This window comes from Aquirufa rosea (genome assembly GCF_004118285.1).
GTDB classification, from domain to species: Bacteria; Bacteroidota; Bacteroidia; order Cytophagales; family Spirosomataceae; genus Aquirufa; species Aquirufa rosea.
On record NZ_SDHY01000005.1, the window covers coordinates 200,984 to 216,942 of the forward strand.

Genomic DNA, 15,959 nt, shown 5'->3' on the forward strand with positions numbered 1-15,959 from the left:
ATCCTCTCGTTTGAAGAATTCCTTACCTATATAAATATCAAGTCGTTTCCCCAAACGATAAAAAAAAGTGAAAAAAGTTAAAATATTTTTTAATTAACTTATTATCAGCTGATTACATGAAATAATTCGATAAATAGTAGTTTTATACTATTAGAACATACCTGAAAAATAGTGGAAAAATTAGTGGAAAAGTATACTTTAAAACAAAAAAACCCTTCAAACATTACGTATGAAGGGTTTATTGTTACATTGAAGTGGTAGAGCCCGGACTCGAACCGGGGACACACGGATTTTCAGTCCGATGCTCTACCAACTGAGCTACTCCACCTCAATTGCCCGATTGCTTTCGGGATTGCAAAAGTAGGAAGATTTTTTAAAAATGGCAATTGAGAATTTAAAAAAAATGGAAAAAGCTCGGAAAAGGCATTCTTCTTGCTGTCCCCAACTCTTTTCCCTATTTTTGAAATATGATCCTAAGAACAGAAAATCTGGTAAAAAAATATGGCCAACGTTTGGTCAATGACCACATTAGCTATCAGGTTTCCCAAGGGGAAATTGTCGGACTGCTGGGACCTAATGGTGCTGGAAAAACAACTTCCTTTTACATTGCCACTGGGCTAGTAAAACCCAATGAAGGAAAAGTTTGGTTGGATGATTTAGACGTAACTCCACTTCCCATGTACAAGCGTGCCCGCTTAGGAATTGGCTATTTAGCTCAAGAGGCCTCGGTTTTCAGAACACTCAGCGTGGAAGAAAATATTTTAGCGGTGCTGGAAATGACCTCGCTCAGTAAGAGAGAACAAAAAGAAAAGACGGAATTGCTATTGGAAGAATTTTCTCTGACTCATGTAAGAAAAAGCCTGGGGCAAGTCCTCTCAGGCGGCGAACGAAGACGTACGGAAATAGCCCGTGCATTAGCGGTAGACCCTAAATTTATATTATTGGATGAGCCCTTTGCAGGAGTAGACCCCATCGCGGTAGAAGAAATCCAAAGCATAGTCGCAAAACTAAAATACCGCAACATCGGTATTTTGATTACAGACCATAATGTGGATGAGACGCTTTCCATTACCGATCGTGCCTATTTATTATTTGAAGGTCGAATTCTAAAAGCTGGAACACCACAAGAATTAGCTGACGACGAACAAGTACGTCGACTCTACCTGGGCAAAAACTTTGAGCTCAGAAAAAAACAATAAATCACTAACCCGGAGAAGTTTACTGATGCTTCTTGAAATTATAGCCCAATACCCCACCAATCATAAGCGCATCTCCAAACCAAATTGTGCCTGATTATGAAAAAAGAAACTCTGGCTATTCACAGTAGCCACTTGACTGATGAAACGGCCGCTTCCATTGCTGCTCCCATTTTTCTAAGTACCACTTTTGAGCGTTCGGAAGATGGAAGCTATCCCAAAGGACATATGTATTCCAGAAATTCCAGCCCGAACAGGCAGGTTTTAGAAAACGCATTAGCTCAACTAGAAGGAGGAGAAATAGCCTTTGCTTTTAGTTCAGGCTTAGCTGCAGTGAATGCCGTATTTCAATGTTTACAATCAGGTGATCACGTATTAATGCCGCAAGTGGGATATTATGCTAGCTATAAATTAGCGGAAGAAATATACGGATCATGGGGACTGCAAGTATCGCAAGTTGATATGACCGACCTGCCAGCAGTGGAAAAGGCGATTCAAAAAAATACCCAACTGATTTGGGTGGAAACTCCAGCCAATCCCATGTTGAGTTTGAGTGACATTTCAGCTATCTGCCAAATCGCCAGCAAAAAAGGAATCAAAGTAGGGGTTGACAATACCCTGGCTAGCCCTATTTTACAGAGCCCCATCGCCTTGGGAGCTGATATGGTGATGCACGCTACCACCAAGTACATAGGCGGACATTCTGACATTCTTGGAGGCGCATTAATCCTTAAGGAAAATAACGACTGGGCAAAAAGAATACTGCGAGTGCAGATTTTAATGGGCGCCACGCCCAATCCGATGGATTGCTACCTTTTGGCTCGCGGCTTAAAAACCTTAGCTGTTCGAATGGCCCAACATAGCAAAAATGCCGCCATTTTGGCAGAAAAGTTAGAAAAACATCCTGCAGTGGAAAAAGTTCACTATCCGGGGTTGCCTAGTCACCCCCAATTTGAATTAGCTAAAAAACAAATGCCAAACGGACAAAGTGGCATGATTTCTATACAACTAAAAGCCCCTGAAAATGCTACCCAAAAATTCGCCTCAAGCCTTCAATTATTCCAACAGGCTACTAGTTTGGGGGGAGTTGAAAGCTTAATTGAGCACAGAAAGTCCATTGAGGGGCCACAAAGTAATACTCCAGGAAATTTATTGCGTCTGTCTATTGGATTAGAGCATGCGGACGACCTTTGGGCAGACTTAAGTGCGTCATTAGATAAATTATAAAAATAAAATGTTCGATTTTTAGAGCAAATAAGTAAATTGAGGGAATAGATGAATCCTCTATCCCATTATACATTAAATTCATGCTTCTTAGTTTAATCATCAGCTCATTTATTGGTTTTTCTACTCCAGAGCAAAGTAAGGATACTTTAAGTCATACTTCCGTAGATGTTATGGCAGTAGGGTCTAACAACACCATTAACCCATTTTGGATCAGAAGTTTACAATACGGAACAGTACCCGTTGCGAATCCAACGGGTATTATACGCCTGAGAACAGGCAAATGGTACAATCCTAAAAAAGATATCGACTGGACTTATCATATTGAAGGAACAGGATGGCTTGGTAAAGAATCGAAATTTCTACTTTCAGAAGCTTATGTGGGCGCCAAAAAGGGAAAATGGGAAATTTGGGCAGGTGCTAAGAGAGAAGTCATGGGATTAGGAGATACCACCATGACAGCCGGTTTTTTTATTTGGTCTGGCAATGCTTTACCCATGCCTAAAGTACACATCGGTACCCGAAATTACATGAATGTATTGAATGACTGGCTTGGGATAAACTTCCAATTTGCACACGGTTGGTTTGACAATCAAGGTGCCTTTGAGAATTCCTATTTGCACCAAAAATCGCTTTATTTCCGATTCGGTAAGCCCAGCTCTCAACTTAATCTTTTCCTAGGATATAACCATCAAGCCCAGTGGGGAGGAAAAAGAAAAGATGCTAAGGGTAGCTTGTATTATGATGCTTATCCATCTGATTTCGGTGCATTTACCCATGTTTTGTTGGGTACAGGAGAAGGTATTTTGCCAGATGATGATGAAAACAATAAGTATGCTAACCATTTAGGCAGTTTAGACCTAGGTTTTAAATACCAAAATAACGCACTCGAACTCTTAATCTATCGCCAAAACCCCTACGAGTCAGACCGTATTTGGTCATTGAACACCATTAATGATGGCCTAACAGGATTATCCATTAAATTAAAAGAAGCCAAAATCATAGATGGCTTCAACATAGAATATCTGTATTCGGGAAACCAGGGCAGTTACCAATCCTTCATAGGTGGCATTTTACACAAAACTGACTCCGATTACCCTAACATAGTTAATTACTTTAATGTGAGAGGTAGAGATGGCTGGAATTACATGGGAAGGGGATTAGGAACACCCATCATCATCATGGATCAGGAAAGCCAACAAGGCGGAGGTTTGTCCTTTGCATATAATGCAGTTAGATCCATTCACCTTGGTATCAAAGGCACTTTGCCTCAATCCATCAAATGGATGGCAAGAATTGCCTCCACTTCGTATGATTATCCTTTAATCCCACCGCGCAGTCCAGACAACTATTTACATCAAATGTCTGCTTCTATCATGCTTCAAAAACAAATTCAACAAAAACTTGGTGTCTCACTCCAAGTGGCTTTGGATGATGGTGAGCGAACAAAAAATAGTTTGGGAGCGATGGTAAGGCTAAAATACAGGCTACAATAATACCATTAGCCCATTATAGGACCATAAGCCTTTAAATAAATACCCCTGTCGTTCCTAGTATTATTTGGAGGAATTACCTTATTTTTAGGGTCAATTGCTAATTATATCATGCTCAGAACTAGAAATCCTTTCCTTCCCAGTAACTCTAAATTCCTATTACTGGCTATGTTGGTTTTCAGTTTTCATTTCACATGGGGAATGAAAGACACCACCACTCACGCTAGAGTGGAAGCACAAATACTTACCTCAGATGCGGGTATTACTCCATTTTGGATGAGAAGTTTGCAATATGGACAAGTACCGGTAGAAAACACGGGAGGTGTCTTAAAAGCTTGGTACGGCAAGAATTACCAATTAAAGAAAAAATATGATTGGAAGTACGAGGTAGAAGGAACCGCTTGGGCTGGCAAGCAAAATGATTTTTGGCTGACACAAGCTTATGTCAGTGGTAGAAGAGGGAAATGGGAGCTTTGGGCAGGAAGAAGAAAAGAAGTATATGGATTAGGCGATACCACGTTAACAGGAGGCTTTTATGCCTGGTCAGGCAATGCAGTACCCATTCCTAAGATTCAATTGGGAACACGAGATTACCTCAACTTTGCCAAGGGCTGGTTAGGTATTCACATGACATTCTCGCATGGCTGGTTAGATAATCAAGGCCCTGTAATCAATGCTTTTTTGCATCAAAAAAGCCTATATGGTCGAATTGGAAAGCCTACTAGCTTAATAAATTTATTCGCTGGCCTAAATCATCAAGTTTTTTGGGGAGGAGAAGCCAAAGTAAAAATGGGAGGAGAATATGACGTTTATCCCAGTGGTTTAAATACTTATTTTTATGTGGTCACGGTATTAAAAAACCGAGAAATCATCAAAATTGATCCCAATGCAAATAACGATGACGCTGGATATCAATTTGGAAACCATTTAGGATCTGTAGATGTTGCAGTTAAGTTTCAACCGAATTGGGCAGAAATCTTTTTATATCGTCAATCCATGTATGAAACGGGAAGAATTTTTGCCTTAACTCAAATTAATGATGGGCTTACCGGAATTTCCATTAAAAATAAATTGGGTGGATTTATTGATAAAATAACCTTAGAATATCTCTATACAGCAAATCAAGGGAATTACACCTCAGGGATAGCTGAGTTTTTTAAAATTAAAGATCCACACCAAATAGAAATAGAATCGTATTTTAATAATGGGGGTCGAGGAAGCTACCAGTATTGGGGAAAGGGGATTGGCACACCAATCATAGTTCTTGACAAAGAAAGTCAGCAAGGTGGGGGATTAAATTATACTTTGAATGCTGTTAAATCAATTTATTTTGGAATCTCAGGGCAATTATCAAACTCTTTGCAATGGAAATGTAAATTATCAAATTCCTTTTATGGAATTCCAAGAAACCATTTATCTCCACGATTATTAGATGCTGACTTCATTTCTCAATTCTCAGGCCTGATTTCTATTCAAAATAAATTTTCTAAACAATTTAGCGGGGGCATTCAAATTGGTTTTGATCAAGGCCAGCGTATTAAAAATACGATAGGAATTGGAGTTGGATTTAAATATATTTTATTCTGATGTAGCACACTATTTATAAGGCATATTTTTAATGAATCCCCAATTGTGACCTATTGCAAGTATGTAAATGCTCCCTTTCCCCGACATTCAAAACTGCAAATATGGGTTTTTAAATATTTTCCACTTACATCTTATAAAATGTACCTTATTCAATAGAGTGTTTATAGCGAAAATCTCTAGTAGTTCTACTACTTTCTTGCTGATTCAAAATTGAAACAATCTGTGTTTTTATAAATCGTATCTTCTTTATATGCATTTTAAAATCAATAAAGTTTTATGTTAAATTTTAATATATCTGTAAATTAGGAACACCTACACCCGTATTCTTTGACCATAGCCGAATCGACATATTTATAGATTAGTGAAAAACTTTTAAGTACAATTGGCCAGAATAAGCTATTATGCATTTTTCGAAAAAGATTGAAAAGTTTTAATTAAACCATCTTTAGAAGAAACTGGCAATTGCTTAGCTAATGCTAATTTGATCTTGGAATTACTGACAATATAGTTCTTTGTAAGTTTATGCAAACTTTCTGAGTTTAATGGTAATTTTAATAAATTACCAACAAATGCAAGCAACTTTATGAAGTTCTTATTTATATTAAGAATTCTTGCTTTCTTTCCATTTGATTCGGCAATAATTTTAATTATATCATTCGTAGATAATGGAACATCATCTGCTACATTATAGATTCCTGATGGGATATTTTCTCTGTCCATTAATTCCTTAATTATAAAACAAAGATTTTCGATAGATAGGTATGATCTAGAGTTTTCAAATAACCCTAACGGCCAAGGTAAGCCTTTAGATACTAATGCGTAGAGTAAATTAAGATTCCCTTTATTCCCTGGGCCATGAATCATACAAGGGCGTAATATATAAACTCTTTTTCCTTGAGGAATTGAATTTGAAAGTATGTACTGCTCTGCCAATAATTTACTCTTTCCATAATGAGTAATTGGATTTGGAATAACTTCTTCAGACAATTCACCATAAACATCATCAGCAACAGCTTTAACAGAGCTTAAAGTTATGAATACTCTTGCTTTTGAAACTAAGAAGGAATCAAATACCCTTTTTGTCAATTCCGTATTTACTTTATAATATTCATCAGGAGACGAAACATTTTTTAAATCATGAGCTTTGCCTGCCAGATGAATAACAACCTGCCCTTCAATTTTATTTAAAGTTTCTCTTTTAGCTATTATAATTGTCTTTTTATCTTGGAAAAATTCAACTATATATTTTCCAACAAAACCTGAAGCACCAGTTAAATAAATCCTCATATATAAGAAAGTATTGATTCCGCCATTGCATTATTGATTTTACTTCGTCTAAATCTTTCCACAAATTCTGAACGATTAATAATTGAATTTGACTTGCTATTTTTTAAATATTCAACTAATTGAATTGCATCACATGGATTAAAAACAAAGCTATGTGATACTTCGTTTTTAATAAAATGTGCGGAAAAACCCGCAACACCAGCAATAATTGGTTTATTAAATGTAGCTAATTCGAAAATCTTTGAAGGCAATACTTTTCTAAATGCTGGATAATCATTCAAATGAAGAAAAAGAAAATCCGATTTAAGATAAAAAGACTGTAGTTCATCCCTACTTACTGGATTGTTCAATATTACATTTGTTAAACCAAGATTTTTTATCTCCTCTTCCAGCAGTTTTTTCGCTCCACCGTCCCCAATAATCAAAAATTTAAAACTATTTCCTAGTATTTGTGCGGCACGAGGAATTATCCTGTGCAAGCCCTGCCCTTCACCAATATTTCCTGCATAAACAATTAATTTATGCAAATTTGAAACTTCATCAGAATGATTTGACTTATTCCCGGATATAAATTCCTCATCTATTCCATTTGGAAAATATGAATAATTTGGAGATTTAAAACTAAGAAAATAGTCTTTAAATCCACTAGAAATTAGATTTATATGTTTCGCATAATTAAATGTTTTGGCTTCTATAATTTTCAAAATTGGTATGATTATAATTTTTACCAACTTTAATTTAAAAATATCATTTATTGTATCCACAAATAAATCTCTTATGTCTAAATACAATGGCGCTTTACATTTTTTAGCAAGTTTATATCCTAAGTAAGCAGTAAATAATCGACTAGATGAAGCAAATACTAAATCTGCATTCTTTGATTGATTAAATTTCCAAACAGCATTGTAAAAATGCCAAAATGCAAATACTTGATCTAACATTCCACTTCTATGAGATGGGACAGCAATTCTATGAATCCTTAAATTATCAATTTCCTCATATTCTTGTGCTCCTACATAAAACGTACTGTATCTATTAGGTAGTGTAGTAAAGACATCCAAAACTATATTTTTATCTAGAGTTTGCTTTGCTAATTCAATTACTAGAGTAGAATTGCGGAATGATCCTGCACATATGTCTGGCTTAAAATAAAATGACAAATAAATAATTCTTTTCATAAAATAATTTGAAATTTAGCTTTAATAATCAGGGGACTTTTACCTGGTATTTGAATACATTTATTTTTGATACTTAATCCAAACTTATCGTGATAGGTAGATTTGTAAATTACAGCATCATGAGTTGATTCAAAACTTAATTTAACAATTATCTCTCCATTTTTAGATAACAAAAACCCCTGCTCTATTTTAGAAATTTCAATATCCGGATGAATAAAAAATCTTGAAACTATTTGATTGCCGATTCCACTTATGTGATCACTTATTTCAAGTAATTTGTTCGAATATTTAAATTCCCTTTTATGAATCGGAGAAGCCAATATTCTCTTATATCCATCGTGGCTTGCACTAAAACTCATTAAACCATCTTTAGGATAATTAATATTTATATCAAAAGGAGTCGCTCTATTTGCTACCCTAAAACCTGACCAAACCTCTGATGAATCTTGATTATCAATCTGAACTGTTGAATGAGCGGAAGTGCCACGTTGACGAAGTCTTTCTTTTGAAGTTCCATAAATACTTGTCCCTGAGTTTACGATAACTCTATGACCTTTAATTGAAAGTTCAAAAGATAAGGTATCAGCATGAGCATGACCAGGTAAATAGTCTGGCCCAATATTACCAATATCAGCAATTAAATGAAAATCATTATCCTTATATACAACAAACCCGCTTGATTTATGGTAAATGAATTTCGGCAAATCAAGTTTTGGTATTAAGATTCCCAAATCAAACGAATATTTAACTAGCTTACTGAATTGGGGTGCAATTCCATTGGCGCAATCATTGAAATGGGCTAATTCCTCATTATTGTAAATCATTGTTTGTAACCATCGCATACCTTTTTCAAACTTTTCTATAATTACTTCTTTGGGGAAATTAAAAGGTAATAGATCGGAAATACTTATTAAATCCAATAGGTCCTCCATCGCCAAGGAATGGTACATAGGACTTAACTCAAAATGCCCCCCATCTTCTAAAAATTGTTCATCTATTTGTTCATTTATAATACGAATTGCCGTTTTATATATGCTTGTTTCATTATCTAATTTAAAAAAAGCACATGCATACAATAAAGCTTTGGCGTTAATGAATAAATGATTCCCAAGTAAATGATATTCAGGTCTTGATTCAAGATATATGATTTGATTCCAAAGACTAATCTTTGCACATTCAGATAATAAATTTGTTTTCCAATGCCACTTTATCCAATTAATTATTCGTATCGAAGTTGGGTATGGTTCCCAACCAGTTCCAATGCCAAAATGATTACTTGCAATCCAATTTTCAATGATTTTGAATTGTAAGACTAAATGACTTTCTTCTGAATTATCTTGTAGTAAATATTCAAAATAATGTAAATTGTATTTCCATAATTTTGAAATACTAGGATTATCCCAACCGATTTCAACTAAATTATATAATTCGCTGAGAAAAATAAATGACTGATAATCTACCGTTATACCATTTCGGGGTATAAAGAAAACTTTTTGTTTACAAATTTGTGAACTAGGACATTTTTTTTGTTGAGTAATTGCCCTAGGAAAGAGATAAACTATTCTCCAATATATTTGCTTAAATTTTAAAAATTTAATTGTGTTATACAGTCTTAGTAATTTATTGAGCAAGATTAAGTTTGATTAATATTTCAACAATTCTCTCAGCTGATTTACCATCCCATAATTCTGGGACACCACATTTTTTCCAATTACCAGAAAATAGTTTTTCCATTGCTGGTTTAATTGCACTAGGATCAGTCCCAATCAATTCATTACTACCAATTTCAACGGTTTCTGGCCTTTCTGTATTATTACGAAGAGTTATACAGGGGATTCCCATCACAGTTGTCTCTTCCGATATACCTCCTGAATCAGTAATTACTGCTAAAGAATTTTCAACTAAATAATTAAATTCTAAATATCCTAAAGGATCTATAGTATGTAGTCGTCTATATTGAATTCCCAAACCAAATAAAATTTTTGCAGTCCTTGGGTGTACCGGAAAAATTAATGGAAGATTGTTGGAATTCTCTATAATTTCTGTAATTAATGACTTTAATTTCTCCTCCTCATCTACGTTCCCTGGTCTATGTAAAGTCATTACTATGTAACCTTTTTTTGAAAGGTTTAATTCGTCCCAAATTTTAGGCTTTTGAAATCGAGAACGATGCATTAAAAGTGTATCAATCATTGTATTCCCTACCCAGTATATTGAAATATCTGGTATGCCGCTTTTTCTCAAATTCTCACTTGCTTCAGGTGTAGTAGTGAAAAAATAATTAGTTATTGAATCAGTAACCAGTCGATTAATTTCTTCTGGCATTGTCCAATCATAGGATCTAATTCCAGCCTCTACGTGTGCAACAGGAATATGTAGTTTTTGAGCGACAATCGAGCACGCCATAGTTGAGGTTACATCACCCACTACTAGACATAAATCAGATTTACTCTCAAGTAACAACTTTTCATAGCCAATCATAATTGTCGCAGTTTGCTCTGACTGTGTCCCTCCACCTGCCCCTAGATTTACATGAGGCTGCGGAATTCGCAATTGCTCAAAGAAACTATCGGACATATTTTTATCATAGTGTTGGCCAGTATGAATAAGACGAAAATTTATATTTTGCCCTTCATTTTGAGCTTTTCTAATTGCATCAATAAGAGGTGCAATTTTCATAAAATTTGGGCGAGCCCCCGCAATTAAATCTATTTTCAATTTATTTAATAAAAATATACAATTAAAGATTTACCCAAGTACCAGTTTTTAGGCTTTCTACCGCCGCAAAGCTAGCTAAAGTTGTATTTACTAATTCACTCATAGGAATAATGGCATCTCCACCATTCTTTACGGATTCAATCAAAAGGTTAAATTGATTTTGATGCCCCTTGTCTTGACCTGAAGATTTAAAATTAAAATTATTAAATCCATATCCCTTCAATTTTCGCCAATTATCTAATATCAATGTTCGTTCTTGATGATAGACCTCTATCCTTTCTTTAGAATAAGCCTTTGACCCATTGGCAAAATAATTAATTACTGCATTTGTACCATTTTCATATTTCAAAAGGATGCTAGCATTATCAGTATTTTCTTCGGGCAGAGTTCCTAAGGCATTCATACAAACTGATTTCACCTTTGATCCTGATAAATAGGTGATAAGATCAATAAAATGACAAGCTTCTCCTATAATTCTTCCACCGCCAATTTCCATATCGTGAATCCATACTTTAGATTGAATAAAACCGGCATTCATTGTTGCTACAATATTCATTGGAGTATTTGATTTACCTAAGGCATTTCTCATTTCAAGAGCTAATGGAGCAAATCTCCTATTAAAACCTACAGTAATTGTTTTACCAGATGCGTTATATACTTCAATTACTTGTTTTAATTCTTCTTTATTTAATGCCAACGGTTTCTCAATAAATACATTTTTACCATTCTTTAGTGCCTCAATTGTAAGAGCAGCATGTGTGTTATGTCTTGTAGATATTATAACCAAATCTACCTGTTTGTCTTTAAAAATATTATCATTCTCCGTAGTGGAATTCGATATATTATATTTTTTTGCTAAAATAGTACCTTTTAAACCCGTCGAACTTGAAATGTATTTAAGTTTAGCAGAGTTCCTTTTTAAACAAGGTAAAATCATTGCAGACGTAAAATTTCCTGCACCAATAATTCCTACAACCCCTTCCCCTTTTTGAAATTTATTAGTATTAATCTGAATTGAATGACTGGGAGTATTTGAGTTATATGGATATACAATAATAGAAGCTATAGATTTACTAACCCTCATTTTAGAATATATTTTTTGGTAATCTTCCAATAATACTTTTTCTGTAATAAGAGGTTCAACACAAATAGCATTAGATGAAATTGCATGTAATATTGTTTCAAAATTTCTCTTCTCAGTCCATCGAACAAAGGCTAAAGGATAGTCTATTCCTTTTTGCTCATAGCCATAGTCATATCTACCAGGACCATAAGAACAGGAAACTTGAAAAGTCAATTCCTTTTCATAAAAATCAGCTCTCGAAATATCAAGTCCTACAACTCCAACTAAAATAATTCGCCCCCTTTTTCGAGACATTTTTGCAGATTGAGAAATGATTTCATTTGACTTATTTGAGGCAGTAATAATGACTGCATCTGAACCAATATTATTTGTTGCGTTATTTACATATGCCACTTGATCCACACCATCACTTGGATTTACTGCATCTATACCAAATTGTTTAGCTAATTCTACTTTTGTAGGTTCAAAATCAAATCCAATAACTTTACATCCATTGGCTTTTAAAAGCTGGGCTGTCATCAAACCAATTAAACCTAATCCAATAACTACAAAGGTTTCTCCAAATGTTGGATTCGCTAATCTTATTCCTTGTAAACCAATTGACCCAATTACAGTGAAAGTTGCAGCTTCATCCGAAACATTTTCAGGGATTTTAGCTACAAGATTTTTAGCTACGCAAACAAATTCCGCATGAGGACCATTAGAAGCAACTCTATCACCAATAGAGATATCATCTACTCCTTTACCAACTGCGACCACCTTGCCTACGTTACAATAACCTAAAGGCAAAGGCTCATTCAATTTATTTAAAACAGCATTTATTGTAGGTTTTAATCCTTCATTTTTCACTTTATTCAAAACTTCTTTTACTTTATCAGGCTGCTGCATTGCCTTTTGGAACAAATTCGATTTTCCAAATTCGACTAGCATACGTTCTGTACCTAAAGATACAAGACTTCTAGTTGTTTGAATTAATATATGATTAGGTTGAATAAAAGGCACAGGGACTTCTTCTAAATAAGTATTACCATTATTGAGATCCTGTATAATTTGTTTCATTCTTGAATATTCATAATCTATTTTACAAAACTTTTTTCGTCAACGAACTGGATAAACCAACTTTCAATTGCGAGTAATGCCCAAATGGAATAAGAAGCATCAATCTTGCCATTTTTATTGTCTAGAATTAATTGCCAAACTTTGTCAGCATCGAAAATACCTCTTTCTCTTAATTTTTCATGTGATAATCTTTCATTGATAATTTCTTGCAAATCATTAATAATCCATTTTCTGACTGGGGCTCCAAATCCAGTTTTTGGACGGTAAATAACATCACGAGGCAAATAACGTTCAGCTACCTTTTTAAGTATATACTTTGTTTCTTTACCTTTCATTTTTAATGATGTAGGCAAGGTTCTTGAAAATGCCACTAAATCTAGATCTAAATATGGTACACGAGCTTCTACTCCTGCGGCCATTCCTAATTTATCGGTGTAGTTTAGATTATGGTCAACTAAAAATGTTTTTAACTCCCAGTATAGCATACGATCAAGCTCACTAGTATCACAAAATAGATCTTTTTGCAAACTATAAAAATAATTGAATGGGTCATAACCTTCTACCTTTTTTTTCCACTCTTGTGTAAATAAAGAGGTTACAGTATTTTCCGGTAACCAAGCAAAATATCCTAACTGTCTGCGTAATGGAGTTAAATCAATATTTAAAGTCAATTTCTTTACTCGTCTGAATAATGGCAAATTGGAAGGTAATTTATTTGCGAAATATTTTATTATTCTAAAAATAAAATTAGGTACTAATTGAAAAAAAAATTCATAATTTAAGGCTTGATGTCTTCGGTAGCCAGAAAATAGATCGTCACCCGCTGCTCCACCTATTAAAACTTTAATATTTTTATCTCTCGCTATACTTGCAATTTTTAAAACATTTAAAGGTGCTGCATCTGCTTGCGGTTCGTCTAAATGCCAAATCATCTTATCGAACATACTAATTATATCAATTTCTGATTTAACAACTTTAAGGTCAACTTTCAGATAATCAGCAACTTTCTTTGCATACAATAAGTCATCAGTGAACCCCTCTATTTCTCCACTATTTTGTCCTAAATCAACGGTAAAGCATATAATTTCCATGTCAGGGTTAAGCTTACGTGCCATGGCAACCAATAAACTAGAATCTAATCCACCTGAAAGAAAAAAACCAATTGGTACATCAGAAAGCATTTGACGTTTAACTGCATTTAATAAATATTGTTCTAACTTATTTATATACTCTTCCTCATTATGAGATTTTATTATTAAAGGTTCATTCTGTAACTGAAAGTAATGAATGGGTTTAATATCAATTAATAATGAGATATTGAACTTAAGATAGGTACCTGGCAACAATTTCTTAACACCTTTAAAAGGAGTTGACTCTCCAGGTGACCATAAAAATGTTAAATAATTAAATAGTGATTGAGCCGAAATTTCTTTATTTATATTAAATGGTAGAAAAGACTTAATTTCTGAGCCAAACAAAAAAACTTCTTTATCTATATAATAGTAAAGCGGCTTAACACCAAATTGATCTCTAACTATTATAATTTCATTTAATTCCGTATCGAAAATAGCAAATGCAAAAATACCATTTAACTTTTTAAGAATATGTACACCATATTTAATATAACCATAAAGTACAGTTTCAGTATCACCAGAAGATTTAAATTCAAATTCATTAAGAAATTCAGCTCTTATTTCTTGATGGTTATAAATTTCCCCATTAAAAATAATTACATATCTTTCATCTGAAGAATACATTGGCTGATTACCATTTTCAGATAAATCCTGAATAGATAACCTTGTGTGTCCTAAAAATACATTGTTTTGAAAGTAGCTTCCAAAAGAATCTGGTCCACGATGTGAAATAAGTTTAAGAGCAGAATTATTTTTAAAAATGTCACTAAATCCTATAGCTCCAATTATTCCGCACATATAATTACGTGTTAATAATGACAAATTTTGAAATTAAAAAAATCAGTTTAATAACGTTTCACTCCAAACCGTTCTTTTAATATAATCAACATAGCTAATTATTATTCTAACCACCTTCTCTGAAACATTAGGCATTGAATAATCTGAAACTATCCTCAATGTTCTTTCTTCATTCCTTTTCTGTGATTCTAATGCTAATAAACCTTGTATTATTCTTGCAGGATTTAAACCTACCATCATAACTGAAGCCTCTTCCATCGCCTCAGGTCTTTCATGAGCTTGTCTAATATTTAATGCTGGGAAATTTAATATTGACGATTCTTCTGATATAGTGCCACTATCAGATAAAACTGCCTTTGCATTTATTTGTAAGGCGTTATAATCATTAAATCCTAATGGCTTTAAAAGTTGAATATTCTCATGTAATTTTATTCCTTTTTCATTAATTTTATTCCTTGTTCTTGGGTGCGTGCTTACGATAATTGGATGGTTAAATTTTTCTGCAATTAAATTTAAGCTAATTATTAAACCCTCGAAATTAGACTCATTATTTATATTTTCTTCTCTATGTGCTGAAACGACAAAATATTTATACTTTTGTATTTTTAACCTTGTTAAAACATCTGAATTATTAATAGAAGGCAAATAATGATTCAATACTTCAAACATAGGAGACCCGGTCTTGATTATTTTATCTGCTGATAATCCTTCTCTTAAAAGATATTCTCTAGCAATATCGCTATATGTCATATTTATATCCGAAATATGATCTACGATTTTTCGATTTGTTTCTTCGGGTACACGTTGATCAAAACATCTATTTCCAGCTTCCATATGAAAGATAGGTATGCGCCTTTTTTTTGCTGGTATTGCACACAAACAACTATTAGTATCTCCTAATACTAAAAATGCATCAGGTTTGACTTCCTCTAATAAAGGGTCAATTGTGATTAAAATTTTTCCAATTGTTTCAGTCGCTGTTGTACCCGCAGCATTCAAAAAATAATCTGGTTTACGAATTTGCAAGTCATCAAAGAAGATTTGATTCAATTCATAATCATAATTTTGACCAGTATGTATAATAATATGTTCAATTGCGTTTGAACTATCTAAAGCATGTATTACCCTAGCTAAACGTATAACTTCAGGTCGAGTACCTACTACGGTCATTACTTTTAATTGGTAATTCATTGTTGAATTTA

General features: G+C 33.9%; 11 protein-coding genes and 1 tRNA gene. 4 read left to right on the forward strand and 8 right to left on the reverse strand.

Annotated elements, in window-relative coordinates; translation table 11 throughout:
- Positions 1-255: 255 nt before the first annotated feature.
- Positions 256-328, reverse strand: a tRNA-Phe gene (locus tag ESB04_RS09450).
- A 139-nt stretch (positions 329-467) separates the two neighbouring features.
- Between ESB04_RS09450 and lptB the strand changes: the two genes are divergently transcribed.
- The 4 genes from lptB to ESB04_RS09470 all read left to right on the forward strand — a co-directional run bounded on the left by lptB (position 468) and on the right by ESB04_RS09470 (position 5,500).
- Positions 468-1,199, forward strand: coding sequence for an LPS export ABC transporter ATP-binding protein (gene lptB, locus ESB04_RS09455; RefSeq protein ID WP_129027488.1), 732 nt, complete (start codon positions 468-470; stop codon positions 1,197-1,199).
- A gap of 96 nt (positions 1,200-1,295) precedes the next feature.
- A complete protein-coding gene (locus ESB04_RS09460) occupies positions 1,296-2,423 on the forward strand; it encodes a trans-sulfuration enzyme family protein (RefSeq protein ID WP_129027489.1) in 1,128 nt (375 codons plus the stop codon).
- An 80-nt stretch (positions 2,424-2,503) separates the two neighbouring features.
- The gene (locus tag ESB04_RS09465) at positions 2,504-3,916 is read left to right on the forward strand and encodes a capsule assembly Wzi family protein (protein ID WP_129027490.1); all 1,413 of its coding nucleotides are present in this window, start codon (positions 2,504-2,506) and stop codon (positions 3,914-3,916) included.
- A 108-nt stretch (positions 3,917-4,024) separates the two neighbouring features.
- A complete protein-coding gene (locus tag ESB04_RS09470; protein ID WP_129027491.1) occupies positions 4,025-5,500 on the forward strand; it encodes a capsule assembly Wzi family protein in 1,476 nt (491 codons plus the stop codon).
- Between the two features lie 399 nt (positions 5,501-5,899).
- Here the strand turns inward: ESB04_RS09470 and ESB04_RS09475 are convergent, their stop codons facing one another.
- The 7 genes from ESB04_RS09475 to wecB (ESB04_RS09505) are packed head-to-tail and all read right to left on the reverse strand — an operon-like array spanning position 5,900 to position 15,948.
- Positions 5,900-6,787, reverse strand: coding sequence for an NAD-dependent epimerase/dehydratase family protein (locus tag ESB04_RS09475; protein WP_129027492.1), 888 nt, complete (start codon positions 6,785-6,787; stop codon positions 5,900-5,902).
- Positions 6,784-7,965 (reverse strand): glycosyltransferase family 4 protein, encoded by a 1,182-nt coding sequence (locus tag ESB04_RS09480; RefSeq protein WP_129027493.1) that lies wholly within the window; start codon positions 7,963-7,965, stop codon positions 6,784-6,786. The genes ESB04_RS09475 and ESB04_RS09480 overlap by 4 nt, the downstream gene beginning before the upstream one ends.
- Complete coding sequence (locus tag ESB04_RS09485) at positions 7,962-9,596, reverse strand: heparinase II/III family protein (protein ID WP_129027494.1); 1,635 nt, start codon at positions 9,594-9,596, stop codon at positions 7,962-7,964. The genes ESB04_RS09480 and ESB04_RS09485 overlap by 4 nt, the downstream gene beginning before the upstream one ends.
- Positions 9,586-10,683, reverse strand: coding sequence for a non-hydrolyzing UDP-N-acetylglucosamine 2-epimerase (gene wecB, locus ESB04_RS09490; RefSeq protein ID WP_129027495.1), 1,098 nt, complete (start codon positions 10,681-10,683; stop codon positions 9,586-9,588). The genes ESB04_RS09485 and wecB (ESB04_RS09490) overlap by 11 nt, the downstream gene beginning before the upstream one ends.
- Before the next feature lie 22 nt (positions 10,684-10,705).
- Entirely contained in the window at positions 10,706-12,826 is a 2,121-nt protein-coding gene (locus ESB04_RS09495; protein ID WP_129027496.1) for a bi-domain-containing oxidoreductase, read from the reverse strand.
- Positions 12,827-12,843: 17 nt separating this feature from the next.
- The gene (asnB, locus tag ESB04_RS09500) at positions 12,844-14,757 is read right to left on the reverse strand and encodes an asparagine synthase (glutamine-hydrolyzing) (protein ID WP_129027497.1); all 1,914 of its coding nucleotides are present in this window, start codon (positions 14,755-14,757) and stop codon (positions 12,844-12,846) included.
- 42 nt (positions 14,758-14,799) lie between these two features.
- Positions 14,800-15,948, reverse strand: a complete 1,149-nt coding sequence (gene wecB, locus ESB04_RS09505) for a non-hydrolyzing UDP-N-acetylglucosamine 2-epimerase (protein WP_129027498.1) — start codon at positions 15,946-15,948, stop codon at positions 14,800-14,802.
- Positions 15,949-15,959: the final 11 nt, after the last annotated feature.

Bases quoted from the DNA above. Each gene is read 5' to 3' on its own strand.
- lptB (WP_129027488.1), top strand. From the start codon at position 468: ATGATCCTAAGAACAGAAAATCTGGTAAAAAAATATGGCCAACGTTTG.
- ESB04_RS09460 (WP_129027489.1), top strand. From the start codon at position 1,296: ATGAAAAAAGAAACTCTGGCTATTCACAGTAGCCACTTGACTGATGAA.
- ESB04_RS09465 (WP_129027490.1), top strand. From the start codon at position 2,504: ATGCTTCTTAGTTTAATCATCAGCTCATTTATTGGTTTTTCTACTCCA.
- ESB04_RS09470 (WP_129027491.1), top strand. From the start codon at position 4,025: ATGCTCAGAACTAGAAATCCTTTCCTTCCCAGTAACTCTAAATTCCTA.
- ESB04_RS09475 (WP_129027492.1), bottom strand. From the start codon at position 6,787: ATGAGGATTTATTTAACTGGTGCTTCAGGTTTTGTTGGAAAATATATA.
- ESB04_RS09480 (WP_129027493.1), bottom strand. From the start codon at position 7,965: ATGAAAAGAATTATTTATTTGTCATTTTATTTTAAGCCAGACATATGT.
- ESB04_RS09495 (WP_129027496.1), bottom strand. From the start codon at position 12,826: ATGAAACAAATTATACAGGATCTCAATAATGGTAATACTTATTTAGAA.
- asnB (WP_129027497.1), bottom strand. From the start codon at position 14,757: ATGTGCGGAATAATTGGAGCTATAGGATTTAGTGACATTTTTAAAAAT.
- wecB (WP_129027498.1), bottom strand. From the start codon at position 15,948: ATGAATTACCAATTAAAAGTAATGACCGTAGTAGGTACTCGACCTGAA.